This is a genomic window from Pseudomonas sp. MPB03, from assembly GCF_046605385.1.
In the GTDB taxonomy this organism is placed as follows: domain Bacteria; phylum Pseudomonadota; class Gammaproteobacteria; order Pseudomonadales; family Pseudomonadaceae; genus Aquipseudomonas; species Aquipseudomonas zanjanensis.
On record NZ_CP176770.1, the window covers coordinates 2,442,453 to 2,468,582 of the forward strand.

General features: G+C 60.7%; 20 protein-coding genes. 17 read left to right on the plus strand and 3 right to left on the minus strand.

Annotated elements, in window-relative coordinates:
* Nucleotides 1-33: 33 nt before the first annotated feature.
* The 10 genes from clpX to ACLH0I_RS10885 all read left to right on the plus strand — a co-directional run bounded on the left by clpX (nt 34) and on the right by ACLH0I_RS10885 (nt 15,575).
* Nucleotides 34-1,317, plus strand: coding sequence for an ATP-dependent Clp protease ATP-binding subunit ClpX (gene clpX, locus ACLH0I_RS10840; RefSeq protein ID WP_063322129.1), 1,284 nt, complete (start codon nt 34-36; stop codon nt 1,315-1,317).
* Nucleotides 1,318-1,478: 161 nt separating this feature from the next.
* The gene (gene lon / locus ACLH0I_RS10845; protein ID WP_014339302.1) at nt 1,479-3,875 is read left to right on the plus strand and encodes an endopeptidase La; all 2,397 of its coding nucleotides are present in this window, start codon (nt 1,479-1,481) and stop codon (nt 3,873-3,875) included.
* Between the two features lie 149 nt (nt 3,876-4,024).
* Nucleotides 4,025-4,297, plus strand: coding sequence for an HU family DNA-binding protein (locus tag ACLH0I_RS10850; protein ID WP_002552737.1), 273 nt, complete (start codon nt 4,025-4,027; stop codon nt 4,295-4,297).
* A 224-nt stretch (nt 4,298-4,521) separates the two neighbouring features.
* The gene (locus tag ACLH0I_RS10855) at nt 4,522-6,393 is read left to right on the plus strand and encodes a SurA N-terminal domain-containing protein (protein WP_186708334.1); all 1,872 of its coding nucleotides are present in this window, start codon (nt 4,522-4,524) and stop codon (nt 6,391-6,393) included.
* 678 nt (nt 6,394-7,071) lie between these two features.
* A complete protein-coding gene (lexA, locus tag ACLH0I_RS10860) occupies nt 7,072-7,689 on the plus strand; it encodes a transcriptional repressor LexA (RefSeq protein ID WP_250963989.1) in 618 nt (205 codons plus the stop codon).
* Nucleotides 7,689-8,321 (plus strand): translesion DNA synthesis-associated protein ImuA, encoded by a 633-nt coding sequence (imuA, locus tag ACLH0I_RS10865; protein ID WP_250963988.1) that lies wholly within the window; start codon nt 7,689-7,691, stop codon nt 8,319-8,321. The genes lexA and imuA overlap by 1 nt, the downstream gene beginning before the upstream one ends.
* Before the next feature lie 7 nt (nt 8,322-8,328).
* Nucleotides 8,329-9,750, plus strand: coding sequence for a Y-family DNA polymerase (locus ACLH0I_RS10870; protein WP_411387020.1), 1,422 nt, complete (start codon nt 8,329-8,331; stop codon nt 9,748-9,750).
* Nucleotides 9,747-12,824: an error-prone DNA polymerase gene (locus tag ACLH0I_RS10875; RefSeq protein ID WP_411387021.1), complete on the plus strand. Its 3,078-nt coding sequence runs from the start codon at nt 9,747-9,749 to the stop codon at nt 12,822-12,824. The genes ACLH0I_RS10870 and ACLH0I_RS10875 overlap by 4 nt, the downstream gene beginning before the upstream one ends.
* A 273-nt stretch (nt 12,825-13,097) precedes the next feature.
* On the plus strand, nt 13,098-15,209 hold the full coding sequence (locus tag ACLH0I_RS10880; protein WP_411387022.1) for an ATP-binding protein: 2,112 nt from the start codon (nt 13,098-13,100) through the stop codon (nt 15,207-15,209).
* 96 nt (nt 15,210-15,305) lie between these two features.
* Complete coding sequence (locus ACLH0I_RS10885) at nt 15,306-15,575, plus strand: hypothetical protein (protein WP_411387023.1); 270 nt, start codon at nt 15,306-15,308, stop codon at nt 15,573-15,575.
* Between the two features lie 203 nt (nt 15,576-15,778).
* Here the strand turns inward: ACLH0I_RS10885 and ACLH0I_RS10890 are convergent, their stop codons facing one another.
* From ACLH0I_RS10890 to ACLH0I_RS10900, 3 genes are all read right to left on the minus strand, one after another.
* Complete coding sequence (locus tag ACLH0I_RS10890) at nt 15,779-16,162, minus strand: VOC family protein (RefSeq protein ID WP_186708349.1); 384 nt, start codon at nt 16,160-16,162, stop codon at nt 15,779-15,781.
* Between the two features lie 42 nt (nt 16,163-16,204).
* Complete coding sequence (locus ACLH0I_RS10895; protein WP_411387024.1) at nt 16,205-17,329, minus strand: S-(hydroxymethyl)glutathione dehydrogenase/class III alcohol dehydrogenase; 1,125 nt, start codon at nt 17,327-17,329, stop codon at nt 16,205-16,207.
* Between the two features lie 320 nt (nt 17,330-17,649).
* Nucleotides 17,650-19,686 (minus strand): FAD-dependent oxidoreductase, encoded by a 2,037-nt coding sequence (locus tag ACLH0I_RS10900; protein WP_411387025.1) that lies wholly within the window; start codon nt 19,684-19,686, stop codon nt 17,650-17,652.
* A 211-nt stretch (nt 19,687-19,897) separates the two neighbouring features.
* Here ACLH0I_RS10900 and ACLH0I_RS10905 point away from each other — a divergent pair, with 211 nt between their 5' ends.
* From ACLH0I_RS10905 to ACLH0I_RS10935, 7 genes are all read left to right on the plus strand, one after another.
* Nucleotides 19,898-20,647: an electron transfer flavoprotein subunit beta/FixA family protein gene (locus ACLH0I_RS10905; RefSeq protein WP_411387026.1), complete on the plus strand. Its 750-nt coding sequence runs from the start codon at nt 19,898-19,900 to the stop codon at nt 20,645-20,647.
* Complete coding sequence (locus ACLH0I_RS10910; RefSeq protein WP_411387027.1) at nt 20,647-21,582, plus strand: electron transfer flavoprotein subunit alpha/FixB family protein; 936 nt, start codon at nt 20,647-20,649, stop codon at nt 21,580-21,582. The genes ACLH0I_RS10905 and ACLH0I_RS10910 overlap by 1 nt, the downstream gene beginning before the upstream one ends.
* 347 nt (nt 21,583-21,929) lie before the next feature.
* Nucleotides 21,930-22,829 (plus strand): glycine betaine ABC transporter substrate-binding protein, encoded by a 900-nt coding sequence (locus ACLH0I_RS10915; protein WP_411387028.1) that lies wholly within the window; start codon nt 21,930-21,932, stop codon nt 22,827-22,829.
* Between the two features lie 84 nt (nt 22,830-22,913).
* Entirely contained in the window at nt 22,914-23,912 is a 999-nt protein-coding gene (locus ACLH0I_RS10920) for an Ldh family oxidoreductase (RefSeq protein ID WP_411387029.1), read from the plus strand.
* Nucleotides 23,913-23,954: 42 nt separating this feature from the next.
* Nucleotides 23,955-24,572: a dimethylsulfonioproprionate lyase family protein gene (locus ACLH0I_RS10925; RefSeq protein ID WP_411387030.1), complete on the plus strand. Its 618-nt coding sequence runs from the start codon at nt 23,955-23,957 to the stop codon at nt 24,570-24,572.
* Nucleotides 24,573-24,623: 51 nt separating this feature from the next.
* The gene (locus ACLH0I_RS10930; RefSeq protein WP_250963975.1) at nt 24,624-24,872 is read left to right on the plus strand and encodes a transcriptional regulator; all 249 of its coding nucleotides are present in this window, start codon (nt 24,624-24,626) and stop codon (nt 24,870-24,872) included.
* A gap of 268 nt (nt 24,873-25,140) precedes the next feature.
* Complete coding sequence (locus ACLH0I_RS10935; protein ID WP_411387031.1) at nt 25,141-26,130, plus strand: isopenicillin N synthase family dioxygenase; 990 nt, start codon at nt 25,141-25,143, stop codon at nt 26,128-26,130.

The window sequence follows — 26,130 nt, forward strand, 5'->3', positions numbered from 1 at the left end:
GTGTTGCAAGCCTATCGGATTTGGATCGATCGAATGACTGACACCCGCAACGGCGAGGACAACGGCAAACTGCTTTATTGCTCCTTCTGTGGCAAAAGCCAGCATGAAGTACGCAAATTGATTGCCGGCCCCTCGGTCTTCATTTGCGACGAGTGCGTCGACCTGTGCAATGACATCATCCGCGAGGAGGTGCAGGAAGCCCAGGCCGAGAGCAGCGCGCATAAATTGCCTTCGCCTAAAGAAATCAGCGGCATCCTTGATCAGTATGTGATTGGTCAGGAACGTGCGAAAAAGGTACTGGCCGTAGCGGTGTACAACCACTACAAGCGCCTGAACCAGCGTGACAAGAAGAATGACGAGGTCGAACTCGGCAAGAGCAACATCTTGCTGATCGGCCCGACAGGCTCGGGTAAGACCCTGCTTGCCGAAACCCTGGCCCGCTTGCTGAACGTTCCGTTCACCATCGCCGATGCAACCACCCTCACCGAGGCGGGTTATGTCGGTGAAGACGTCGAGAACATCATTCAGAAGTTGTTGCAGAAGTGCGACTACGATGTGGAAAAGGCCCAGATGGGCATTGTCTACATCGATGAAATCGACAAGATTTCCCGCAAGTCCGACAACCCGTCCATCACCCGGGACGTTTCCGGTGAAGGCGTGCAGCAGGCCTTGCTCAAGTTGATCGAAGGCACGGTCGCTTCCGTTCCACCCCAAGGTGGTCGCAAGCATCCGCAGCAGGAATTCCTGCAAGTTGATACCCGTAACATCCTGTTCATCTGCGGCGGTGCGTTCTCCGGCCTTGAAAAGGTTATTCAGAACCGTTCCACCCGCGGCGGCATTGGTTTCAACGCCGAAGTGCGCAGCAAGGAAGAAGGCAAGAAGGTGGGTGAGTCCCTGCGTGAAGTCGAGCCTGACGATTTGGTCAAGTTCGGTCTGATCCCGGAATTCGTCGGTCGTCTGCCGGTCCTGGCAACGCTGGATGAGTTGGATGAAGCGGCGTTGATGCAGATTCTGACCGAGCCGAAGAACGCCCTGACCAAGCAGTATGCCAAGCTGTTCGAAATGGAAGGTGTAGACCTGGAGTTCCGTTCCGACGCGCTGAAATCGGTCGCCAAACGTGCCCTGGAGCGTAAGACCGGTGCCCGTGGGTTGCGCTCGATTCTCGAAGGCGTATTGCTCGACACGATGTATGAAATCCCCTCGCAGTCCGAGGTGAGTAAAGTCGTGATCGACGAAAGCGTTATAGAAGGCAAGTCCAAGCCATTGTATATCTATGAAAACAATGAGCCGGCTGCCAAGGCCGCACCGGACGCTTAAGCGTCCCGCTGCCGGAATAAAGAAGGGGCCTTCGGGCCCCTTTGCTTTTAGCGCGTTTTAGACGTGTCTTAGCGCTTGTTTTTTTTCAAGGCTGCCCCCATCTTGGTTTCAAGCTTACTTCCATCTGTTTCCGGCCCTAGGGCCGCCGTAGAGGCGAAATCATGAAGACAACCATCGAATTGCCTCTCCTGCCATTGCGCGATGTCGTGGTGTATCCGCACATGGTTATCCCGCTGTTCGTGGGGCGCGAGAAGTCCATCGAAGCCCTTGAGGCTGCGATGACGGGTGACAAGCAGATTCTGCTGCTGGCTCAGAGAAATCCAGCCGACGATGATCCCGGCGAAGACGCACTTTATCGCGTAGGTACGATTGCAACGGTTCTGCAGTTGCTCAAGTTGCCCGATGGCACCGTCAAGGTCCTGGTCGAAGGCGAGCAGCGCGGTACTGTCGAGCGTTTCAGCGAAGTGGACGGCCACTGCCGGGCCGAAGTGTCGCTGATCGAAGAAGTCGATGCGCCCGAGCGTGAATCAGAGGTGTTTGTCCGTAGCCTGCTGTCACAGTTCGAACAATACGTGCAATTGGGCAAGAAGGTGCCTGCAGAGGTCCTGTCGTCGCTTAACAGCATCGACGAGCCTGGACGACTGGTTGATACGATGGCGGCCCACATGGCCCTCAAGATCGAGCAGAAGCAGGAAATTCTCGAGATCATCGATCTGTCGGCCCGTGTCGAACACGTGCTCGCATTGCTCGATGGCGAAATCGATCTGTTGCAGGTCGAGAAACGCATTCGCGGTCGCGTCAAGAAGCAGATGGAGCGCAGCCAGCGCGAGTACTACCTGAATGAGCAGATGAAGGCCATTCAGAAAGAGCTGGGTGATGGCGATGAAGGCCACAACGAAATCGAAGAGCTGAAAAAGCGCATCGATGCCGCCGGCTTGCCCAAGGATGCCTTGGCCAAGGCCCAGGCTGAACTGAACAAGCTCAAGCAAATGTCGCCGATGTCTGCCGAAGCCACCGTGGTGCGCTCCTACATCGACTGGCTGGTCCAGGTGCCGTGGAAAGCCCAGAGCAAGGTGCGTCTGGACCTGGCACGGGCCGAAGACATCCTCGATGCCGACCATTACGGCCTGGAAGAGGTCAAGGAACGCATCCTTGAATACCTCGCCGTGCAGAAGCGCGTGAAGAAGATTCGCGGTCCGGTCCTGTGCCTGGTCGGTCCTCCCGGGGTGGGTAAAACCTCCCTGGCGGAGTCGATTGCCCACGCGACCAACCGTAAATTCGTGCGCATGGCCCTGGGTGGCGTGCGTGACGAGGCGGAAATTCGTGGTCATCGCCGTACCTACATCGGTTCGATGCCGGGAAGATTGATTCAAAAGATGACAAAGGTCGGCGTGCGCAATCCGCTGTTCCTTCTGGACGAAATCGACAAGATGGGCAGCGACATGCGCGGCGATCCCGCCTCTGCATTGCTCGAAGTGCTCGATCCGGAGCAGAACCACAACTTCAACGATCACTACCTGGAGGTCGACTACGACCTGTCGGACGTGATGTTCCTCTGCACCTCCAACTCCATGAACATTCCGCCAGCATTGCTGGACCGGATGGAGGTGATTCGTCTGCCGGGCTACACCGAGGACGAGAAGATCAACATCGCGGTGAAGTACCTTTCGCCCAAGCAGATCCAGGCCAATGGCCTGAAAAAAGGCGAACTGGAATTCGACGAGGAAGCGATTCGCGACATCATCCGCTACTACACCCGCGAAGCCGGTGTGCGTGGCCTGGAGCGGCAGATTGCCAAGGTTTGCCGCAAGGCGGTCAAGGAACATGCGCTGGAAAAACGCTTCGCGGTCAAGGTCACTGCGGACCTGCTGGAGCATTTCCTGGGCGTGCGCAAGTTCCGCTACGGCTTGGCCGAGCAGCAGGACCAGATCGGCCAGGTGACTGGCCTGGCGTGGACTCAGGTCGGTGGCGAGTTGCTGACCATCGAAGCGGCCGTGGTACCCGGCAAGGGGCAACTGATCAAGACCGGTTCCCTGGGCGACGTGATGGTCGAGTCGATCACTGCGGCACTGACGGTGGTTCGCAGTCGCGCCCGGAGCCTGGGCATTCCCCTGGACTTCCATGAGAAGCGCGACACGCACATCCACATGCCTGAAGGGGCTACGCCCAAGGACGGCCCAAGCGCGGGTGTAGGCATGTGCACGGCCCTGGTCTCGGCCTTGACCGGTATTCCGGTGCGCGCCGACGTGGCCATGACGGGTGAAATCACGCTGCGCGGTCAAGTGCTGGCGATTGGTGGATTGAAGGAAAAACTGCTGGCGGCACACCGTGGCGGGATCAAGATCGTGATCATTCCCGAAGAGAATGTCCGCGATCTGAAGGAAATTCCTGACAACATCAAGCAAGATCTTCAGATCAAACCGGTTAAATGGATTGACGAGGTCCTGCAAATTGCGCTGCAATACGCGCCGGAGCCCTTGCCGGATGTGGCTCCGGAGATTGTCGCGAAGGAAGAAAAGCGAGAGTCTGACTCTAAGGAAAGAATTAGCACGCATTAATACGCATTTGCCTGGGGGGCCTTCCTTGACAGTTTTTTAGAGCCCTTGTTATAAAGCGGCTCTTAAGTGTCTGCAGGCCATTCAGCACTCGTTTTTGCTTTCACCAAAAAAACTTAGAATCATCTCAAATAGATATAAGGGGACTTAGAGTGAACAAGTCGGAACTGATTGATGCTATCGCTGCATCCGCTGATATCCCGAAAGCTGCTGCTGGCCGTGCGCTGGACGCTGTAATCGAATCCGTCACTGGCGCTCTCAAGGCTGGCGACTCCGTTGTTCTGGTTGGTTTCGGCACCTTCTCCGTGACCGATCGTCCTGCTCGTATCGGTCGCAACCCGCAGACCGGTAAGACGCTGGAAATCGCTGCTGCCAAAAAACCAGGCTTCAAAGCTGGTAAAGCACTGAAAGAAGCCGTTAACTAAGGTTTCGTTGAGTTTATCCGGGTCGGGGTCATGCCTGGCTTGGCAGCGGAGCGGTAATACGACCGGTTGCTACCGGTCTGGCACGCCAGGGCTTGCAGGTTCGAGCCCGGTCCGCTCCGCCAGTTACGAGAAGGCGCATCCTCGGATGCGCCTTTCTTCTATCCGGATTCTACCCACGCTCCACGGTTGCCTAAATTTGAAGTTCAACCGTTTCTGGGGGACGCATGCTGCAGAATATCAGGGACAATTCACAAGGCTGGATTGCCAAGACCATCATCGGGATCATCGTCGCATTGATGGCGTTGACCGGTTTCGAAGCCATTTTTCAAGCCACCTCGAACACCAATGAGGCGGCCAAGGTCAACGGCGAAGAGATCAGCCAGAACGAGCTGAGCCAAGCGGTCGACATGCAACGCCGTCAGCTCATGCAACAGTTGGGCAAGGATTTCGACGCCTCCCTGCTGGACGAAAAAATGCTGCGCGATTCGGCACTCAAGGGCCTGATCGATCGCAAGTTGCTGCTGCAAGGCGCACACGATGCGAAATTCGCTTTCTCCGAAGCTGCGCTCGATCAAGTGGTCCTGCAAACGCCTGAGTTCCAGGTCGATGGCAAATTCAGCGCCGAGCGTTTCGATCAAGTGATCCGCCAGCTGGGTTACAGCCGTATGCAATTCCGCCAGATGCTGGCTCAGGAAATGCTGATCGGTCAGTTGCGCGCCGGCCTGGCAGGCAGCGGTTTCGTCACCGATGCCCAGGTGCTGGCATTCGCCCGCTTGGAAAAGCAGACCCGTGATTTCGCCACCTTGGACATCAAGGCCGATCCGGCGTCGGTGAAGCTGACCGATGATGAGGTCAAGGCTTACTACGACCAACACGCCAAGGAATTCATGACGCCTGACCAGGTGGTCATCGATTACCTCGAGCTGAAGAAAGCCTCTTTCTTCGATCAGGTCAGCGTCAAGGACGAAGACCTGCAAGCGGCTTACCAGAAAGAAATCGCCAATCTGTCCGAGCAACGTCGGGCTGCGCACATCCTGATCGAAGTGAACGACAAGGTCACCGAAGCCCAGGCCAAGGCGAAGATCGAAGAGGTCCAGGCTCGCCTGGCCAAAGGCGAATCGTTTGAAGCCCTGGCGAAGGAGTTTTCCCAGGATCCGGGTTCGGCGAACAACGGCGGCGATCTCGGCTATGCCGGCCCAGGCGTCTACGATCCGGAGTTCGAAAAGGCCTTGTACGCCTTGAACAAGGATCAGGTCTCGGCACCGGTGCGCACCGACTTCGGTCTGCACCTGATCAAGCTGCTGGGTGTCGAAGCACCTGAAGTGCCGAGCTTTGCCAGCCTCAAGGACAAACTGACCCGCGATCTGAAGACCCAGCAGGTGGAGCAGCGTTTCGTGGAGGCGACCAAGCAATTGGAAGATGCCTCGTTCGAAGCGTCCGACCTGGCGCAACCGGCCCAGGACCTGAAGCTGACCGTCCACACATCGGCCCCGTTCGGTCGTGAAGGCGGCGAAGGCATTGCGGCCAATCGCGCGGTGGTGACTGCGGCGTTCAGCCCGGAGGTGCTGGAGGAGGGTGCCAACAGCACCGCCATCGAGCTGGACCCGGAAACCGTCGTGGTGCTGCGTGCCAAGGAGCACCGCAAGCCTGAGCAACTGCCGCTGGAAAAAGTGGCTGGCCCTATTCGTGCTCAATTGACCAAGGAACACGCCAGCGCAGCGGCCAAGACCCGCGCCGACGAGTTGATCGCCAGCCTGCGTGATGGCAAGACGCCGCTGGACAAACCGGTGGACGGCCAGGGCTGGAAAGCCACCGAGGCGGTCACCCGCAACCAGGAAGGCATCGACCCGGCGGTGCTGCAAGCACTGTTCCGCATGCCCAAGCCTGAGTCCAAGGACAAGCCGACTTTCAGCAGCGTGACCTTGCCTGACGGCAGCCTGGTGGTCGTGCGTCTGAACGGTGTAAACGAAGCGGCGGCACCGACTGACGAAGAGAAGGCGCAATATCGCCGCTACCTCGCGTCCCGCGTGGGTCAGCAGGACTTTGCGGCGTACCGCAAGCAGTTGGAGAGTCAGGCGGATATCAAGCGTTTCTGATTGCTTGATGCTTTTTCAAACTTGGTTGTAATGCTGCTCATTTAGAGAAACGGCGCTTCTGCAGAAATGGGAAGCGTCGTTTTTTTTTGGTTTTTTGAGAGGGGGCGGGTTTTGTGTGTATATCCGTTGCTGCGGTAACGGCCACTTAGGGTTCCGCCCTGACGGCGGCTCACTTTTTTTCAAACGCCAAAAAAAGTAAGCAAAAAAGGCTTGCCCCACCACTCGGTGCCTCGCCTAGGCTCGGCATGCCCTCTCTCCGGCATTGCTCCGTGGGCCCGCCGCGAAGGGCCATCCATGGCCCAGCGCGGCTATCCCGGCATCCATGCCGGGATGCCCACTCCACAATGCCTGCGTTCGGCCAGCGTGGTTAACGGGGCCTCAAGATCAAAAGCAAAAGCAAAAGCAAAAGCGAGGCGGCCTGATAGCCGACCTGGTTCTTGGTGAGACCGCGTTCCCCCTGTGGGAGCGAGCCTGCTCGCGAAGACGGTCTTTCAACCGACCTGCTCTGACAGTCGTACTTCGATCCCATTGTGGGAGCGAGCTTGCTCGCGATGGCGGTGGGTCAGCTTGCCTGGGTGTTGAATGTGCTGATGCCTTCGCGAGCAAGCTCGCTCCCACAGGGTATTGCGGTGTGAACTGACTGGCGGCGCTTGTCAGGAAAACCCCGGAAGAGTACAAATGTACTCCATGACGACTCTCACTCCCCGCCGCACCGCCATCCTGACGTTTATCCGCGAACGCATCGCCGATCAGGGTCAGCCTCCAAGCCTCGCTGAAATCAGCGAGGCATTCGGTTTTGCCTCTCGCAGCGTGGCGCGCAAGCATGTGCTGGCGTTGACCGAGGCTGGTTTCATCGAAGTCAATCCGCACCAGGCCCGGGGCATTCGCTTGCTGAACCAGCCGTCGCGGCCCGAACTGCTTGACGTGCCGGTGCTGGGGCGAGTGGCTGCCGGCCTGCCGATTGGCGCCGATGCCGAGGTCCACAGTCGCCTGATGCTGGACCCGGCGATTTTCACCAAGGCGCCGGATTACCTGCTGCGGGTCCAGGGCGATTCGATGATCGAGGACGGCATTCTCGACGGTGACCTGGTGGGCGTGCAGCGTACGCCGCAGGCTGCCAACGGCCAGATCGTCGTGGCGCGCCTGGACGGTGAAGTCACCATCAAGCGCTTCGAGCGCACCGGCGAGCGGGTGCGTTTGCTGCCGCGCAACCCGGCCTACCAGCCGATCATCGTCGAGGCCGACCAGGACCTGGCGATAGAAGGGGTGTTCTGTGGACTGGTGAGGCAAGGCTGATGGGCGCTGTCGTTGCGCTGGACACGCTGTTCAATGGCGGCCAGGTCTGGAAGGGCCGGCCCGCGCCGCCGGCTGCCAGCCCGCAACCCACTGGCCATGACGCACTGGACGCGGCGTTGCCCAGTGGCGGCTGGCCGGAAGCGGCATTAACGGAATTGCTCATCGCCGCGCCGGGCGTGGGCGAGTTGCAATTGGTTTGGCCGACCCTGGCGCGGCTGGCGGCGGCGGGGGAGCGGATTGTGTTGGTGGCGCCGCCATTCGTGCCTTATCCCCAGGCTTGGCAGAACGCCGGCATCGACCTACGTCAGTTGTCGATCATCCGTGCCGATGAGCGTGAGGCCCTCTGGGCCACCGAACAATGCCTGCGGTCGGGCAGTTGTGGCGCGGTGCTGTGCTGGCCCCGCCAAGCGGACGACCGGGCCTTGCGCCGCTTGCAAGTGGCGGCGGAAACCGGCCAGACCCTGGCATTCGCCTGGCGCCCGATCCAGGAGGCTATCAACCCGTCGCCGGCGGCCTTGCGCATCGCCATCGATACCCGGCCGGCGCAATTGCGCGTGCTCAAGTGCCGGGGCGGGCTGGCCCGTTCGGCGCCGATTGCCTTTGCCACGCTCGCCCCACAAACCGGGCATTGAGGTTGCGATGCGCTGGGTCTGTATTCTTTTCCCGCAATTGGCGCTGGACGCCGCGCTGCGTCAGCGCCCCGATCCCGACCAGCCCCTGGCCTTGCTGACCGGCCCGGCCCAGCGCCGGATCCTGCAAGCGGTGAACGCGCCGGCACGGGCCCTGGGCTTGCGTCCCGGCCAGACCATGACAGCCGCCCAGGCCTTGAGCAAAGGCTTTGCCACCGCCGAGTACGACGCGGCGCAGATCGAGTATTGGCAACAGTTCCTGGCGGCCTGGGCCTACCGTTTCAGCTCCCAGGTCAGCGTACATTACCCGCGTACCCTGCTGTTCGAGATCGAGTCGAGCCTGGGCCTGTTCGGGCCTTGGCCGGTGTTCGAGGCGCGCTTGCGAGCCGAGCTGAACGAGCTGGGCTTTCGTCATCGCATCGTCGCCGCCCCCAACCCGGTGGCGGCGCGGGTGCTGGCCAATGCCTATGACGCCCTGGTGGTGCCCGATGCCGAGACCTTGCAGCACTGCCTGGGCCACATGCCCGTGGAACGAATTGGCCTGGAGCCCGACGTCGCCACGGCGCTGTCGCGCATGGGCCTGCGCCGCCTGAGCCAGGTCCAGGCCTTGCCCCGACAGACCCTGGCTCGGCGTTTCGAGGCCCAGGTGCTCAAGCACCTCGACGCGTTGACGGGCAGCCGCACCCTGGCGCTGTCGTTCTACCTGCCGCCCGACCGTTTCGACGTGCGCATCGAACTCAACTATGACGTGCAATCCCATCAGGCGCTGCTGTTCCCGTTGCGCCGCCTGACCGGTGACCTGTCGGCCTTCCTCTGCGGACGCGACAGCGGCGTGCAGCGCTTCGACTTGCACCTGGAACACGCCGGGTTGCCGGATACGGTGATCAAGGTCGGCCTGCTCAGCGCCGAACGCGACCCGGCGATGCTCTTCGAACTGGCCCGCGGTCGCTTGGAACAAGTCCAGGTCGAGGCCCCGGTGCGGGGTTTTCGCTTGTGTGCCGAAGACCTGCCGAGTTTCGTGCCCCAGCGCCTGGAGCTGTTTGACGAGCGCCCGCAACAGTCATTGCCCTGGGAGCAACTGCGGGAACGGCTGCGGGCCCGCCTGGGGGATGATGCCGTGCAAGGCTTGGGGTTTCGCGACGACCATCGGCCTGAGTGCGCCTGGCAGATGACGGCCCAACCCCGTTCCCAGGTTTGTCCGGCGCTCGAGGGCGTGCAGCGTCCCGGCTGGCTGTTGGATGAACCCCAGGCTTTGCCGCAAGGCCAGGCACAGATCCTCATGGGGCCCGAGCGCATCGAGACCGGTTGGTGGGACGGCGCGGATGTGCGCCGCGACTATTACCTGATCGAAACCCGCAGCGGACAACGGGGCTGGGCCTATCGACCGGTGGGCGAGGGCGGGCCGCTGTGGCTGCAGGGCTGGTTCGCATGAGCGTTGAATATGCCGAGCTGCATTGCCTGTCGAACTTCAGTTTCCAGCGCGGCGCCTCCAGTGCCCTGGAGTTGTGCCGTCGCGCCAAGCAGCAGGGCTATCAGGCCTTGGCGATCACCGATGAATGCACCCTGGCCGGGATCGTCCGGGCCTGGCAGGCGGCCAAGGAGTTGGCGCTGCAATTGATTGTCGGCAGCGAAATCCAGGTCGAGAACGGTCCGAAACTGGTGCTGCTGGTGGAAAACCTGGACGGCTATCAAGCCTTGTGCCGGTTGATCACCCGCGCCCGTCGCCGCAGCGAGAAGGGCCACTATCGCATCGTGCGGGAGGACTTCGACGAGCCCTTGCCGGGGCTGCTGGCGTTGTGGGTCGCCGAGGGCAAGGACGCCGAGGAGCACGGGCGTTGGCTCCAGCCGATCTTTGCCGGGCGCTTGTGGCTGACGGTCCAGTTGCATTGTGGACAGGACGACCGCCGACGGCTGGCGGACTGCCTGGCACTGGCCGAACGCTTGGATCTTCCGGCCGTGGCCAGCGGCGATGTGCACATGCATGTGCGCGGCCGTCGTGCCTTGCAGGACACCATGACCGCCATCCGCCACCACGTCACGGTGGCCGAGGCCGGCCAGCGCCTGCACCCCAACGGCGAGCGCCACTTGCGCAGCCGCAAGGATCTGGCCGAGCTCTACCCGCGGGCCTTGCTCGATGAAACCCTGGCCATCGCCCGGCGCTGCACCTTCGACCTTGGCCAACTGCGCTATGAATATCCGCGTGAGCTGGTGCCCGAGGGGCATGATCCTGCGTCCTGGCTGCGGGAACTGACCGAGCGGGGCATGCACGAGCGGTGGAAGGATGGCGTGACAGACAAGGTGCGGGCACAGATCGACAAGGAGTTGAGCCTGATCGCCGAATTGGGCTATGACAGCTATTTCCTCACCGTGCAGGACATTGTCAGCTTTGCCCGCAGTCGCCATATCCTCTGCCAGGGGCGCGGTTCGGCGGCCAACTCGGCGGTGTGCTACGCCTTGCGCATTACCGAAATCGACCCCAGTCTCACCAGCCTGTTGTTCGAGCGTTTCCTGTCCCGGGAGCGCAACGAGCCGCCGGACATCGACGTCGACTTCGAACACGACCGTCGCGAGGAAGTGCTGCAGTACGTGTTCCAGCGCTACGGTCGTCATCGTGCGGCCTTGACGGCGGTGGTCAGCAGTTACCACGGCGCCGGGGCGGTGCGCGATGTGGCCAAGGCCCTGGGCCTGCCGCCGGACCAGGTCAATGCCCTGGCCGATTGCTGCGGCCGTTGGAGCGACGAGGCGCCGCCGGTGGAGCGCTTGCGTGAAGGCGGCTTCGACCCGGACAGCCCGGTGTTGCGCCGGGTCTTGGGCCTGACCCAGCAATTGATCGGTTTCCCCCGGCACTTATCCCAGCACCCTGGCGGCTTCGTGATTTCCGAACAGCCCCTGGACACCCTGGTGCCGGTGGAAAACGCGGCCATGGCCGAGCGCACCATCATCCAGTGGGACAAGGACGACCTGGACGCGGTCGGGCTGCTCAAGGTGGATATCCTGGCCTTGGGCATGCTCAGCGCGATTCGGCGTTGTTTCGACCTGATCGAGCAGTACCGGGGGCAGCGTTATGCCTTGGCGTCGTTGCCCCAGGAAGATCCGGCGACCTACCAGATGATCTCGCGAGCCGACACCATCGGTGTCTTCCAGATCGAATCCCGGGCGCAGATGTCGATGTTGCCTCGGCTGAGACCCGAGAGGTTCTACGATTTGGTCATCGAAGTGGCGATCGTGCGGCCCGGGCCGATCCAGGGAGGGATGGTGCACCCGTATCTGCGGCGCAGAAATAAAGAAGAAGAGGTGACGTATCCCTCTGAGGCGCTGAAAGCAGTGCTTGACCGCACCCTGGGTGTTCCCTTGTTCCAGGAGCAGGTCATGCAGATCGCCATCGTCGCGGCCGACTACACCCCGGGCGAAGCCGACCAATTACGGCGCTCCATGGCTGCCTGGAAACGTCACGGTGGGTTGGAGCCCCATCGGGAACGCCTGGCGCAGGGGATGAAGAACAATGGCTACACCGCTGAATTCGCCGCGCAAATCTTCGAACAGATCAAAGGCTTCGGCAATTACGGTTTTCCCGAATCCCACGCTGCCAGTTTCGCCTTGCTGACCTACGCCAGCAGCTGGCTCAAATGCCACGAACCGGCGGCGTTTGCCTGTGCCTTGATCAACAGTTGGCCGATGGGGTTCTACAGCCCGGACCAGATCCTCCAGGATGCCCGCCGGCATCAACTGTCGATCCGCCCGGTGGATGTGCGCGCCAGCGATTGGGAGTGCAGCCTCGAGCCCATGGACGGCCGGCAACCGGCGATCCGCATGGGGCTGCGCCTGGTCAAGGGGTTTCGCGAAGAGGATGCCCGCCGTATCGAAGCGGCGCGCCGGCAGCGGCCCTTCAGCGACGTGGCCGACTTGGGTGAACGCGCGCAACTCGATGCCCGGGCCCAGGCGCAACTGGCGGACGCGGGGGCCTTGCAGGGCTTGGCCGGGGATCGCCATCGGGCTCGCTGGGAAGTGGCCGGGGTGCAGAAGCAACTGGGCCTTTTCGCCGGTTTGCCCAGCCAGGAAGAACCGCCCGTGACCCTGCCCGAACCCACGCTGGGGGAAAACCTGTTTGCCGATTACGCCACGCTGGGCACGACACTTGGCCCTCATCCGCTGGCCCTGCTGCGTTCCGAACTGGGCGCCCGGCGCTGCCGCAGTTCACGGGAATTGCAGGACGTGGAGCATGGCCGCAACGTCAGCGTCGCCGGGCTGGTCACCGGCCGCCAACGCCCAGGCACGGCCAGCGGCGTGACCTTCGTCACCCTGGAAGATGAATTCGGCAACCTCAACGTGGTGGTCTGGCGCGACCTGGCCGAGCGCCAGCGCAAGACCCTGGTGGGCTCGCAATTGCTCAGGGTCGACGGGCGCTGGGAAAGCGTCGGCGAGGTCCGCCACTTGATCGCCGGGCGCTTGAGCGACCTGACTGAATTGTTGGCGGGTATCCAGGTGCAAAGCCGCGATTTCCGCTGAGGTTGCTATAACACCACAACCCTGTGGCGAGGGAGCTTGCTCCCGCTCGGCGGCGCAGCCGTCGTAAACCAGCCGGCCCGGTGTGCCTGAAGGATTGCGTCAGCCTTTTTTGGGGCTGCTTTGCAGCCCAGCGGGAGCAAGCTCCCTCGCCACAGGGATCGTGCGCAAACCGGTCAGCATGAAACCAAACGCCAACCCGACGCTCGAAGCTCTGATCGCAAGGGATTTGTGTATGCCGATTCCCTGCAGGTATTTTGAGGCTCAGAGTCGACCATGCAGTTTCTATCCCAGAATCACGGGTGCCCTGGGTGGGGCGGTGAGATGGCCGGGCGTATCCGGGCGTTCGATTGGAGCCGAACCGAGTTGGGCGCCATCGAGCACTGGTCCGCCAGCTTGCGCAGCGCTGTCCAATTGTTGTTGGCTTCGCCCCTGCCGATGGTGATGTTGTGGGGCCGCCAGGGCTTCATGATCTACAACGATGCATACGCCGAGTTCGCTGGCGGCCGCCATCCCTACCTGCTGGGGTGCGCGGTGGAGTTGGGCTGGCCGGAGGTCGCTGAATTCAATCGCCATGTCCTGGACGTCTGCCTGGCCGGCGGCACTTTGTCCTACCGCAGTAAAGAGCTGGTCCTGCTACGCGATGGCAAGCCTGAAGACGTGTGGATGGACCTCTACTACAGCCCGGTGCCCGATGACGACCAATCTCCGGCGGGGGTGTTGGCGATTGTGGTGGAAACCACCGAGCACGTATTGACCGAGCGCGCCCGGCAAGCGGCCGAACGCAGTTACCGCGCGGTCAATGAACGCATCCAGCTGGCGCTCTCGGCCGGGCCCTTGCTGGGGTCGTTCGTCTGGGACATCCAGGCCGACACGTTATCGGGCGATGAGCGTTTCGCCCGTACTTTCAACTACCCACCCGACTGTTCGCTGGAGGCATTGCCCATCGAAATTGCCCGCCAGGGTATCCACCCGGACGATCTTGAAGAGGTCAACCAGCGGGTCGAACTGACCGTGCGCACCGGCGTGTCTTACAGCGCTGAATATCGGGTTCGCCGCCTGGACGGCAACTATCGCTGGGTGCTGGCCAGCGGTCGATGTGAGTTCGATGGGGCGGGCAAGCCCCTGCGTTTTCCGGGGGTGCTGATTGATATCGATGAGCGCAAGACGGCCGAAGCGTCGCTGCTCAAGTTCACCCGCGACTTGGAGCAGCGCGTTGCCAACGAGGTGCAGGCGCGGCTGGCAGCGGAAGAGCAGTTGCGCCAGTCGCAGAAGCTCGAGGCCATTGGCGGCCTCACCGGTGGCGTGGCCCATGACTTCAACAACTTGCTGCAGGTGATCGCCGGCAACCTGCATTTACTGGCACGCCACGAACGAGACAATGCCAATGTGCAACGGCGTGTCAGTGCCTCCATCGAAGCCGTGGAGCGGGGGGCCAAGCTGTCCTCGCAGTTGCTGGCATTTGCCCGGCGCCAGCCCTTGTCACCGGCGGTCTACAACCCTCGGCGCATCTATGAGGGCATGGGTGAGTTGATGCAACGGGCCCTGGGCGAAACCATCCGGATTGAAGTGAGCCTGCCCCAGGCGCCATGGTGCATCCATGTCGATCGCAACCAACTGGAAAATGCCCTGTTGAACCTGGCGATCAATGCCCGTGACGCCATGGGCGGCGAGGGCACCATCCGCCTGCTCGGCGAGAACATCGTGCTCGATGAAGCGTTCTGCGCCGGCAAGGGAATCCCGGCCGGCGACTATGTCCGACTGTCGGTGATCGATTGCGGTGCCGGCATGCCGCCCGATGTCCTGCAGCAAGTGTTCGAACCGTTTTTTACCACCAAGACCGATGGCCAGGGCACTGGGCTTGGATTGAGCATGGTGTTCGGGTTCGTCAAGCAGAGTGGCGGCCATATCGAGATTTCCAGCGACCTGGGTGAAGGCACGCGGGTGCGGATGTATTTCCCTCGAAGCCTTGCGCCCGAAGTAGGGGAAACCGAGCAACACGACGCGCTTCAGTCCGGACGGCAGGAGACGATTCTGGTGGTGGAGGACAACGACGAGGTGCGCAGTGCGTCGGTGGACCTGCTGGAGCAGTCAGGCTATCGGACCCTCACGGCCGCCAACGGCGATGAGGCGATGAAACTGCTGCTGGACGGCACCGCGGTGGACCTGATTTTCACCGACGTGGTCATGCCTGGCCTGATCAAGAGTTCCGACCTGGCCGCCTGGGCCAAGGTGCAGAGCCCGCCGGTCCCGGTGCTGTTCACCTCGGGCCATACCCGGGACATCATCTCCCGAAACCATCAATTGAGCCCCGACACCCATTTGTTGAGCAAACCCTACGGCCCGGACGCATTGGCCCGGATGATCAGGAGTGTGTTGGGCGGTTGATCGCTGCGTTTTAAACAAATGGAACCGAAGCCGTTGCGTCACCTTCGAATGTTCAAGACCGGTCAACCATCCGGCCCTGCCATGAACGAGGTGCCTATGAACGACGATCCCGCAAACACCCAGCCACAGACGCCGTCTGCGCGTAATGATCCGGCCATCGACCCCCAGGTTCCGGGCAAAGCGTCTGATGCCGAGCCAGTCAGTCCTGCCGGAACGGACCAGGCTGATAGCGCCGCCACTGAGGTCGATCAGAAGCAGCACCACCAGGACAATGACAACACCTTCAGCCCCGGCTTCAAGCCTGATCCGGACCGGCCGAAATCCGGTGACAGCACGGATGCCGATATCGATACCGATGGGGGCTAGGTTGGTCGCCAAACGCGTGAGGCAGGTTGGGCTCGATGTTGACTGTGCCGCCGCCATCGCGAGCAAGCTCGCTCCCACAGTGGTCTTGTGGTGAATGAAAACTCATGAACACCCAAGACTCCTGTGATGAACATGAGATTCATGAACACCCACGATCCCTGTGGGAGCGAGCTTGCTCGCGATAGCGGTGGTGCTGCCTGCGTTTATTCAGCCTTGAAGCAATACACCGCCAGCTTGTTGCCATCCAGGTCCCGGGCATAAGCGGCGAAGGCGTTGTCCGCCCAGCCACGCGGGCCTGGCAGGCCTTCGCAAACGCCGCCGTTTGCCAGGGCGGCCGTATGGAACGCCTGGACCGCCGCGCGGTTCGGCGCTTCGAAGCTCACCGTGACGCCGTTGCCGATGGTGGCCGCACTGCCGTTGGCCGGGTTGAGGACAAAAAACGACGGCTTGTCGACGCCCCAGATGGAGCCGGCCTCGTTGAGGTCGGCGACACGCTTGAGGCCGATCTCTTTCAGGGTGGCGTCATAAAATGCGCGTGCTTTTGCCAGGTTGTTGGTGCCGACGGTGACATGGGTAAAAACGGACATCTTGGTTTCCTTTCTTTGGGTCATTGGGTTTACGAGCGGATTTCAGAAATGAATGACGGTACGAATGCTCTGCCCGGTGTGCATCAACTCGAAGGCTTCGTTGATCGCTTCCAGGGGCATGTTGTGGGTGATGAAGGTTTCCAGCGGGATCTCCCCGCGACTGGTCTTCTCCACATAACTGGGTAGTTCGGTGCGGCCTTTCACGCCGCCGAAGGCACTGCCGCGCCACACCCGACCGGTGACGAGCTGGAACGGGCGGGTGCTGATTTCCTGGCCGGCGCCGGCCACACCGATGATGATCGACTCGCCCCAGCCCTTATGGCAGCACTCCAGCGCTGCGCGCATCAATTGCACGTTGCCGACGCATTCGAAGGAGTAATCCACGCCACCGTCGGTGAGTTCGACGATGACGTCCTGGATCGGCCGGTCATCCTCCTTGGGATTGATGAAGTCCGTCGCGCCCAACGACAGGGCGACATCGCGCTTGGCTGGGTTGATGTCGATGGCCAGGATGCGCCCGGCGTTGGCCATCTTGGCGCCAATGATCGCGGCCAGGCCGATCCCCCCCAACCCGAAGATCGCCACGCTGGCACCGGCTTCGACTTTCGCCGTGTTGAGGACCGCGCCAATCCCCGTGGTCACTCCGCAGCCGAGCAGGCAAACCTGCTCCAATGGTGCGTCCTTGGATATCTTCGCCAAGGAAATTTCCGGCAGCACCGTGTATTCGGAAAAGGTCGAGCAGCCCATGTAATGGAACAGTGGCTGGCCTTCGTAAGAGAAGCGCGAAGTGCCGTCGGGCATCAAGCCTTTGCCTTGGGTGGCCCTGACGGCCTGGCAGAGGTTGGTCTTGCCCGAGAGGCAGAATTTGCATTGCCGGCATTCCGCGGTATAGAGCGGGATCACGTGGTCGCCGACTTGCAGCGAGGTCACGCCTTCGCCGATGGACTCGACCACACCACCGCCTTCATGCCCCAGCACGGTGGGGAAAATGCCTTCGGGATCGCTGCCCGAGAGGGTGAAGGCGTCGGTGTGGCAAACCCCGGTGGCGACGATGCGTACCCGGACCTCACCGGCCTTGGGTGGTGCCACATCGATGGTGACCAACCGCAACGGTTCGTTGGGTGCGAATGCGACCGCAGCCCTTGATTTCAAGGTCTGTACTGACATGGAAAAGCCTCGTGTTAGTTGCAGCGCTATCTACTTGAGAAACGATGAACCTGTGGCGAGTGAGCTTGCTCCCGCTCGGCCTGAGCTGGTAGGAGCTGTGTAGGAGCTGTCGAGTGGAACGAGGCTGCGATCTTTCCCCAGCCACTTGAATCTCAAGCGAGAGATCAAGATCAAGATCAAAAGATCGCAGGCTTCGCCAGCCCCTACAGAACCCAGCGGGAGCAAGCTCCCTCGCCACGGGGTTACCGAATTGCTTAAGTGAGCAGCATCACGGGTTGAGTGGAGAAATGGCCCTGATCCACAAGATCAGGGGCATGACTTCAAATGTCTTTCACCAACCGCAACGCATCGTAGATCGCCGCGTGGGTATTACGTGCCGACACTGCGTCGCCGATCCGGAACAGCTGGAAGCGACCTTCAGGGTTGGTCACGATGTCCTGGGTTTTCCCGGCGATCAGGTTGTGCTGTTCGACCGCGCCGTTGTTGCTCGAATGCGGGCGCAGTTCGAAGTACAGGTCGTCCAGGGGCAGGGTGCCATGGTTGACCACCACCTGATCGACCACGCGCTGTTTGTGCACCTGGCCGTAGTCGCTTCCGAAGTTGGCGATCAGTTGACCGTCGCGCCTCTCTACGGAATCGACCCGATAGGTCACTGTGAAGGTGACGTTCAGGTCTTGCAGGCTGCGCATGTACGGCACCAGGTTCATCGCCATCACCTCCGGCGAAAACGACCGATCCGGCGTGACGATTTCCAGTTTCGCACCGCTGTTGGCGATGACCTCGGCCGCCTGTAGCGCCGCGTGGTCGCCCGCGTCGTCGAAGATCAGCACGTTCTGGCCGGGTTTGACGTCGCCGGAAATGATGTCCCAGGTCGACACCACCAGTTCATTGCCGTGCTTGAGCACCTCGGTATGGGGCAAGCCGCCCGTGGCGACGATCACCACGTCCGGCGCCTCGGCCATCACGGTCTCGGTTTCGGCCCAGGTGTTGAAATGGAACTTCACCCCCAGCCGTTCGCATTGCGCCATGCGCCAATCGATGATACTGATCATCTCGCGCCGCCGCTCGCTCTGGGCGGTCAAGCGGATCTGTCCACCGGGCTGATCCGCCACTTCGAACACCGTGACGTCATGACCGCGTTCGCCAGCCACCCGCGCCGCTTCCAGGCCCGCCGGGCCGGTGCCGATCACCACCACTTTGCGCTTGACCGACGCCTTCGGGATCTCATGGGGCATGGTGGTTTCGCGGCCGGTGGCAGCGTTGTGGATGCAGTAGGCGGCACCGCCCTGGTAGATGCGATCCAGGCAATAGTTGGCGCCGACGCAGGGGCGAATCTCTTCTTCGCGTTTTTCAATGATCTTGCGCACGATGTGCGGGTCGGTCATGTGCGCGCGGGTCATGCCGATCATGTCCACCTTGCCGGAGGCGATGGCGTGCCGCGCCGTGGCGACGTCCGGAATCTTCGCTGCGTGGAACGTCGGGAAACCGGTGGCCGAGCGAATCTCGCCAGCAAAATCCAGGTGCGGTGAATTGCGCATGCCCTGGATGGGGATCACGTCGGTGAGGCCAGCATCGGTATCGATGTGCCCGCGCACCACGTTGAGGAAGTCCACCAGCCCACTGTCCTTGAGCATGTGGGAGATCTGCAGGCCGTCGCTGGCACCGAAGCCGCCGGGCAGGTCTTCATCGCCGGTGTAGCGCACCCCGAGCAGGAAATCTTCGCCACAACGCTGGCGAATGCCACGCAGGATGTCGAAGGTGAAGCGCATCCGGTTTTCCAGCGAGCCGCCGTAGGGCCCGTCGAGATCGTTGGTCAGCGGCGACCAGAACTGATCCATGAGGTGCCCGTAGGCCTGCAGTTCCAGGCCATCAAGACCGGCGGCCTTCATGCGTTCGGCGGCGTCCACGTAATCCTTGATGATCCGGTCGATGTCCCAGTCTTCCAGTTTTTTCGGGAAGGCCCGGTGGGACGCTTCGCGGCGATGGGACGGCGAGACGACCGGCAGCCAGTCAGCCTTGTCCCAGCGCGTGCGCCGGCCCAGGTGAGTCAGTTGGATCATCACTGCCGCGCCGTGTTCGTGGCATTCGTCAGTCAGGTCCTTCATCCATTTGACCACTTCGTCCTTGTACGCCAGCACGTTGTTGAACACCGGCGGGCTGTCACGGGAAACAGCGGCGGAGCCCGCCGTCATGGTCAGTGCCACGCCAGCCTTGGCCCGTTCGACGTGATAGGCGCGGTACAAATCCTTCGGCATGCCGTCGACAGGATAAGCCGGCTCATGGGAGGTGGTCATGATCCGGTTCTTGAGGGTCAGGTGTTTGATCTTATAGGGCTGCAGCAGAGGATCGCTGGACATGGTGTTGCGCTCCGGGAACAGAACATCAGGCTTGGTTTGACATAACGGTATGTCGAATGTTCATGTGTGTCAACGATTAGGACACAGGTGTACATTTTTCTTGCGTGGCGGAAAAACCAGGATTACCATCCAGTCGAAACAGGGGTGGTCCGGCTCGTGCGGCCGGCCATCTCGCATCGATCCACAGTGCAAGGGGGCTATGGGAAGAACCATGAAAGTGCTCGTTGCGGTAAAGCGCGCTATCGATCCGAATGTGAAAGTCCGGGTAAAAGCCGACGGTTCAGACGTCGAACTCAATGGCGTGAAGATGGCCTTGAACCCGTTCTGCGAGATCGCTGTGGAAGAGGCGATTCGCCTCAAGGAGAAGGGGCTGGCATCCGAAGTGGTGGTGGTCTCGGTGGGCACGTCGGCGGCGCAGGAACAACTGCGCACGGCCTTGGCACTCGGTGCGGACCGGGCGTTGCTGGTCGAGACGAATGGGCTACTCGAACCGCTCAACGTCGCCAAGTACCTGAGCAAAGTAATCGATCAGGAACAGCCGCAATTGATCCTGTTTGGCAAACAGGCGATCGACCAGGAGAACAACCAGGTCGGGCAAATGGTCGCGCAGTTGATCGGCAGCGGCCAGGCCACTTACGCCTCGGCCGTCAATCAGGTCGACGGGCAATGGGTCGTCGAACGTGAAGTCGACGGGGGCAGCCAGGTGGTCGCCCTCGCCATGCCGGCCGTGGTGACCTGCGACTTGCGCCTCAACCAACCGCGCTATGCGTCGTTGCCGAACATCATGAAAGCCAAGAAAAAACCGCTTGAAATCATTGCCGCCGACACCTTGGGCGCGAGCGTGAAGGAACACGCTCGATTATTAGGCGTAGTGCCGCCGGCGGTGCGCAAAGCCGGGATCAACGTCGGTTCGGTGGCCGAGCTGGTGGATAAATTGAAGAACGTTGCGGGGGTGATTTGATGCGCACATTGGTGATCGCCGAGCACAGTGCAGGTCAACTGACGTCAGGGACATGGAGTGCCGTGACCGCCGCCCTGGCGTTGGGCGCCAAGACGGATTTGCTGGTGATGGGCGGGGCGGATGCGTCGGCAGTGGCGCAACAGGCAGCACTGGCCCAGGGCCTGGACCGGGTGCTGCTCGCACACGGGGCGATGTTCGAACATGCCCTGGCGGAAAATGTCCAGCCACTGATCACTTCGCTGGTGGCCGATGGGTATACGCATGTCGTTGCCGATGCCAGCAGCATGGGGCGCAATGTGCTGCCACGGGTCGCGGCCAGCCTGGATGTCGGCATGCTGTCCGACGTCACCCACATTGTTTCGGCGGACACCTTCCAGCGGCCCATTTATGCCGGCAATGCCATCGCCACCGTGCAGTCCCTCGATCCGATCAAGTTGCTCACGGTCCGCGCCTCGGCGTTTGCCCAAGCCCTGTCCCATGAACATCACTGTGAAGTGGTGGCGGTGGAGGGCGGGCAAAGCGCAAGCAATGTGCGTTTCGTGAGCGAACAACTGACGGCCAGCGAACGGCCGGATTTGTCGAGCGCCCGTGTCGTCGTGTCCGGTGGTCGCGGGATGCAGAGTAAAGAAAATTTCGCCCTGATCGAGCGAGTGGCGGACAAGCTTGGCGGCGCCGTCGGGGCCTCCCGTGCCGCGGTGGATTCGGGTTTTGCCCCCAACGATTTGCAGGTCGGGCAGACCGGGAAAATCGTCGCGCCAGAGCTTTACATCGCGGCGGGCATCAGTGGCGCCATTCAACATCTGGCGGGAATGAGTGGTTCAAAAGTCATCGTCGCGATCAACCAGGACGCTGAAGCACCCATCGCCCAAGTGGCGGATTACATGTTAGTGGCGGATCTGTTCGAAGCATTGCCGGCACTCGAAAAAGCGTTGTGAGTGGCAAAACGCTGAACCCGTGGCGAGGGAGCTTGCTCCCGCTTGACCGGGCTGGCGCTCCAGTGCGCAGCGCTCACAAAAGGGCTGCTACGCAGCCCAGCGGGAGCAAGCTCCCTCGCCACGGTCTGTCGACAATCTTAAGGGAATCTGCATTACCAAAAGAGTTTCGCCAAAGGGCGGAGGAGGGCCGAGCGACCGAAATACATGAGCTGTTCCCATAACTAAAACTTATCCATGCATAACATTAAATCCCTTGAGCAGGGTGATGGCACTCTGCTCTGATGAGGGAACGTTAATTCTTCTGCTGCCCTGCCAATAACTATTAATACAGTACGCGGAGATGCACCATGATGACGTTGTCCAGTAAGACGTGTATCGGCTGGTTTGCCGGCCTGGCGATGGCCGCCAGCAGCCTGATGACCCACGCCGAGGAACCCACGCCTATCCGCATCGGATGGGTGAATTGGTCGGATACGGAAATTGCCGTAAAGCTGGCGGATACCGCATTGCGCGACCACCTGAAGCAACCGGTCAAATTGGTGCTCGCCGATATTGGCATTCAGTTCCAGGCCTTGGCCAACGGCAATATCGACCTGATCCCGATGGTCTGGCTGCCGAGCACCCACAAGGCGTTCTACGACAAATACCAGGACAAGCTCGAAGACCTTGGCGTGCTGTATGAAGGTCGGATCGGCATGGCCGTGCCAACGTCCATTCCCACCAGCGAGATTGCCAGTGTAGAAGACCTGAACAAGCCTGAAGTACGGGAAAAACTCGGCGGCAAGATCCTGACTTCGGAAGTGGGCAATGGCCAATACAAACTCACGGAAAAGGCCATCAAGGAATACAAGCTTGAGGGCTACAAGATGGTCGCCTCTTCGGAGTCCGGCATGTTGAGCGAGCTGGATCGCAACCTCAAGCGTGACAAATGGGCCTTGATCAACGCCTGGAGCCCGCACTGGATGTTCGCCAAGTGGCCGCTGCGCTACCTGGACGATCCGAAGCAGATTTTCGGGGGCGCCGAGCAGATCCATGCGGTGGCTCGCAAAGGCTTCAGCGCCGAACATCCCGATGTCGCCCGGTTCTTCGCCAACTTCAAGATCCCAAAGGCCGACCTCGAGAAGTTGATGGCGACCGCTCGTGACAGTTCGGCGGACAAGGTCGTTGCGGAGTATTACGCCGCCAACAAGCCGCGCTTCGAGGCGATGTTCGGCAGCCAGACCGCTTCCGCGACACCGGCTCAGTAATGGCCGTCATCCAATAGTTGTGTTGCCGTCCGATGCCCTTGTGAGGGGCATCGGCTGCATCGAACGAACATTCAGGCGATCCCCTTGAAGACCACCGCTTACCGTCGCTTTACCCTGGATGAAGCGGTCGGCTGGGTGAAGCACCTCTGCGCAGCGAAGGGCTGCTCAGCCGCGGTTGCCCTTTCATTGGCCCACGCCACCGTGGCTGCACAAGCGCGCGGTAACCAGGCCGTGGGGTTCCGGCATCTTGCCGATTACTTGTCGGGCTTTTCCTCCGGACGCATCGATCCACGTGCCGAGCCAAGTATCTCCCGCGCCGGCGCGATGATCTTCAAATCCGATGCCCAAGGCGGAATTGCCCAGTTGGGTGTCGATCGCTGTTTCGATTCGCTGTGCCATGCCGCGCACACCAATGGCATGGCCACGTTGAGCCAGTGCAACAGTTTTACCAGCGGTGAGTTGGGCGACTACACGCTGCGGTTTGCCCAGGCCGGGCTGATTGCCTTGGCGGTCGCAAACGGACCGGCGCTGGTGGCCGTTCCTGGCGCCAAGGGCAAGACCTACTCGACCAACCCGCTCTCGTTTGCCGCGCCCTCGGCCGATGGCATTCCCTTGCTGTTCGACCAGGCCAGCAGTGCTGCGGCATTCGTGAACATCGCCCACGCCGCTTCGACGGGCAATGATATTCCCGAAGGTTGGGCGGTGGACCAGGAGGGCAACGGCACACGTAATGCCCTGGCGGCACTGGGCGGTGCGCTGCTGCCTTTTGGCGGTCACCGTGGGGCCAACCTGATGCTCATGGTCGAGGTGCTGGCGGCGGGGCTCACAGGCGCCAACTGGTCGCTGGATGCGCCGGACTTCAACCAGGGAAACCAGACGCCTGGCTGTGGCCTGTTGGTCCAGCTGCTGGCGCCGGATTTCTTTTCGACGGGATTCGAGCTGCGGCTCTCAAGTCAACTGACCCGCCTGGCGCAGATGGGCGTCCACAGGCCGGGATGGGAACGGCAACATTCAACGGTCACCGCGCAGAATCATGGAATCAGTGTTCCCGTTGACCTGCTGGAACAACTGAGTTGTCTGTAAGCCGCTCCGATACGTCGCTCGGGAAATGGGATCGAAACGATGATGAATAGCACTGAAAATCCAGCGTGGGGTCAGGACATGCTCCGCAGCGGCGACTCGCTCAGGTGTTCGCTTCAAAACATCCTGTCGGGCAGCGGCTGCGATGAGGCGCAAGCGCATGTCGCGTCTCTGAAGGCGGCCCAATGGACGATCAGGACGGCTACGCAAGCTTCAAATGCACTGCCAGGCTTTTTGGCGTCCCACTTATCCGAGGCACTCGAAGCTGCGCCCAGGACCGATGATGGCCTGCTGTCGATACGGGAGGCGTTAGGCACGCTCTTGCCCCATCTCACCTGGATGAATCGCCAGGCCCGGGCCGACCAGGACAGCGCTTTCGTGGAGCGGCATCGCCACGGGATGATCGCCGGCCCCGGAGGGTTATTGGAATGTTCCACCCTGACCTTGGGGTTGGCGCTCATGCTGCCCGAGACCTGTTACCCCTATCACCAACACCCGCCTGCCGAGTTCTATCTCGTCCTGTCGCCGGGCGAGTGGTATCGGGAGGAGGTGGGGTGGTGGAGTCCTGGCGCGGGAGGTTTGGTTTTCAACCCGCCCTCCTGTGTCCATGCAATGAAGTCGAGGGATGTTCCACTTCTGGCCCTGTGGGGCTTGATGCACTAATGCCTCGTTATAAGAAACGATGAACTCGGGTAATGATTGAGAGGAAGAGAGATGGCGGTGACCACGCAGGGCATCAAGTTGGACGAAGAGACGCGGGCCAGGCTGAAGTCCGCGTCGGCTAAGTTGGATCGCACCGCCCATTGGTTCATGAAAAAGGCCATTCTGAGTTTTATTGAAAGAGTTGAAGGTGGGGCGGGTATCGAAGCGTTCATGGCGGTCGAGCTTTTAGAAAAAGACACGCGGCGCCACAGCATCGCACGTCGGCAGTGCAAGGATTGCAACGCTGATGAATTAACTTGATGAGGTACCTTGGATCCGCCAAGTCGTATGATGGTTGACGAAACCTGACGGTGACCACCATTCAATGCCATGCACAGGGCATCGAAATATAGCCTTGTTCTCATGATTGATTTTTTCTCATGAGCATTGAATGAAAAGTGGTTTGTGAGTGCCGATTCAATCCTGAACAATAACTTCAGCATAAGCGATCAAGATCAACGCTCTTGGTCCCGACGCTGCAACTCGCTTCAGGATAATTAAAATACGGCGCTCTTGTTGAGGTTCACCGATGATTCAGCTGACCGATACCCGGCTTGCAAGCAAACAGACCACATTCGAAGAAATCCCTTTTATTGATATTGCGCCGTTACTCGATGGGAGCGACCCACAAACAGTCTCGCGCCAGATCGGCGAAACTTGCGAGAAAGTTGGTTTTTTCTATATCAGGAATCATGGCGTTTCTCGTGCCTTGATCGACGCGATGTACGCCCAGACGAAAGGCTTCTTCGCCATGCCTTTTGATAAAAAGAATAAGCTGAACGTCATCAATTCAGGTCCTACGCTTCGTGGCTACATTCCCATGTACGCGGAAAACGTCGATCCGGAAAACACCCGGGATTTCAAGGAGTGCTTCGACTACGGTGCCCACGATGATGAAGTGTCCCCGTTCTTCGGGGCGAACCTGATGCCAGCGGAGCCGGCGCAATTTTCCGAGGTCTGCGAGGCCTACCACCGTGCAATGCTTGACCTGGCGCGTAAGCTCATCAGCGCCATTGCGCTGAGCCTGGATCTGCCGGCGGACTACTTTGAAAAACTGCAACGCAAACCGATCACCATCCAGCGCTTGTTGCATTACCCCTCGCAGAGTGGCGACATTTCACAAAAGGAAATCGGGATCGGCGCACACACGGACTATGGCTTCCTGACGATTCTTTTCCAGGACAAGGTCGGTGGCTTGCAAGTACGCAATCGTGCGGGCGAATGGGTAAGCGCGCCACCGGTGGAAGATACGTTCATTGTCAACATTGGTGATCTGGTGCAAACCCTGACGAACGATCGCTATACATCGACCATGCACCGCGTCATCAACACCAGCGGTGTCGAACGGTATTCCATTCCTTTCTTCATTGACTTGGACTTCGAGGCGACGGTCGAGACCGTCGCCACGTGCATCAGTGCCGATAACCCGGCGAAATACGCGCCTTATACCTGCGGTCAACACAAGTACAGTCGCTTTGCCGCCAGCTACACACACTTGCAGGCTGTCGAGGCCGTGTAA

Excerpts from the sequence above, each read along its gene's own strand:
- ACLH0I_RS10935 (WP_411387031.1), top strand. The coding sequence starts at position 25,141 with ATGATTCAGCTGACCGATACCCGGCTTGCAAGCAAACAGACCACATTC.
- ACLH0I_RS10895 (WP_411387024.1), bottom strand. The coding sequence starts at position 17,329 with ATGTCAGTACAGACCTTGAAATCAAGGGCTGCGGTCGCATTCGCACCC.
- clpX (WP_063322129.1), top strand. The coding sequence starts at position 34 with ATGACTGACACCCGCAACGGCGAGGACAACGGCAAACTGCTTTATTGC.
- lexA (WP_250963989.1), top strand. The coding sequence starts at position 7,072 with ATGTACTCCATGACGACTCTCACTCCCCGCCGCACCGCCATCCTGACG.
- ACLH0I_RS10930 (WP_250963975.1), top strand. The coding sequence starts at position 24,624 with ATGGCGGTGACCACGCAGGGCATCAAGTTGGACGAAGAGACGCGGGCC.
- lon (WP_014339302.1), top strand. The coding sequence starts at position 1,479 with ATGAAGACAACCATCGAATTGCCTCTCCTGCCATTGCGCGATGTCGTG.
- ACLH0I_RS10875 (WP_411387021.1), top strand. The coding sequence starts at position 9,747 with ATGAGCGTTGAATATGCCGAGCTGCATTGCCTGTCGAACTTCAGTTTC.
- ACLH0I_RS10925 (WP_411387030.1), top strand. The coding sequence starts at position 23,955 with ATGAATAGCACTGAAAATCCAGCGTGGGGTCAGGACATGCTCCGCAGC.
- ACLH0I_RS10915 (WP_411387028.1), top strand. The coding sequence starts at position 21,930 with ATGATGACGTTGTCCAGTAAGACGTGTATCGGCTGGTTTGCCGGCCTG.
- ACLH0I_RS10880 (WP_411387022.1), top strand. The coding sequence starts at position 13,098 with ATGCAGTTTCTATCCCAGAATCACGGGTGCCCTGGGTGGGGCGGTGAG.
- ACLH0I_RS10905 (WP_411387026.1), top strand. The coding sequence starts at position 19,898 with ATGAAAGTGCTCGTTGCGGTAAAGCGCGCTATCGATCCGAATGTGAAA.
- ACLH0I_RS10885 (WP_411387023.1), top strand. The coding sequence starts at position 15,306 with ATGAACGACGATCCCGCAAACACCCAGCCACAGACGCCGTCTGCGCGT.
- ACLH0I_RS10900 (WP_411387025.1), bottom strand. The coding sequence starts at position 19,686 with ATGTCCAGCGATCCTCTGCTGCAGCCCTATAAGATCAAACACCTGACC.
- ACLH0I_RS10870 (WP_411387020.1), top strand. The coding sequence starts at position 8,329 with ATGCGCTGGGTCTGTATTCTTTTCCCGCAATTGGCGCTGGACGCCGCG.
- ACLH0I_RS10890 (WP_186708349.1), bottom strand. The coding sequence starts at position 16,162 with ATGTCCGTTTTTACCCATGTCACCGTCGGCACCAACAACCTGGCAAAA.
- ACLH0I_RS10855 (WP_186708334.1), top strand. The coding sequence starts at position 4,522 with ATGCTGCAGAATATCAGGGACAATTCACAAGGCTGGATTGCCAAGACC.
- ACLH0I_RS10910 (WP_411387027.1), top strand. The coding sequence starts at position 20,647 with ATGCGCACATTGGTGATCGCCGAGCACAGTGCAGGTCAACTGACGTCA.
- imuA (WP_250963988.1), top strand. The coding sequence starts at position 7,689 with ATGGGCGCTGTCGTTGCGCTGGACACGCTGTTCAATGGCGGCCAGGTC.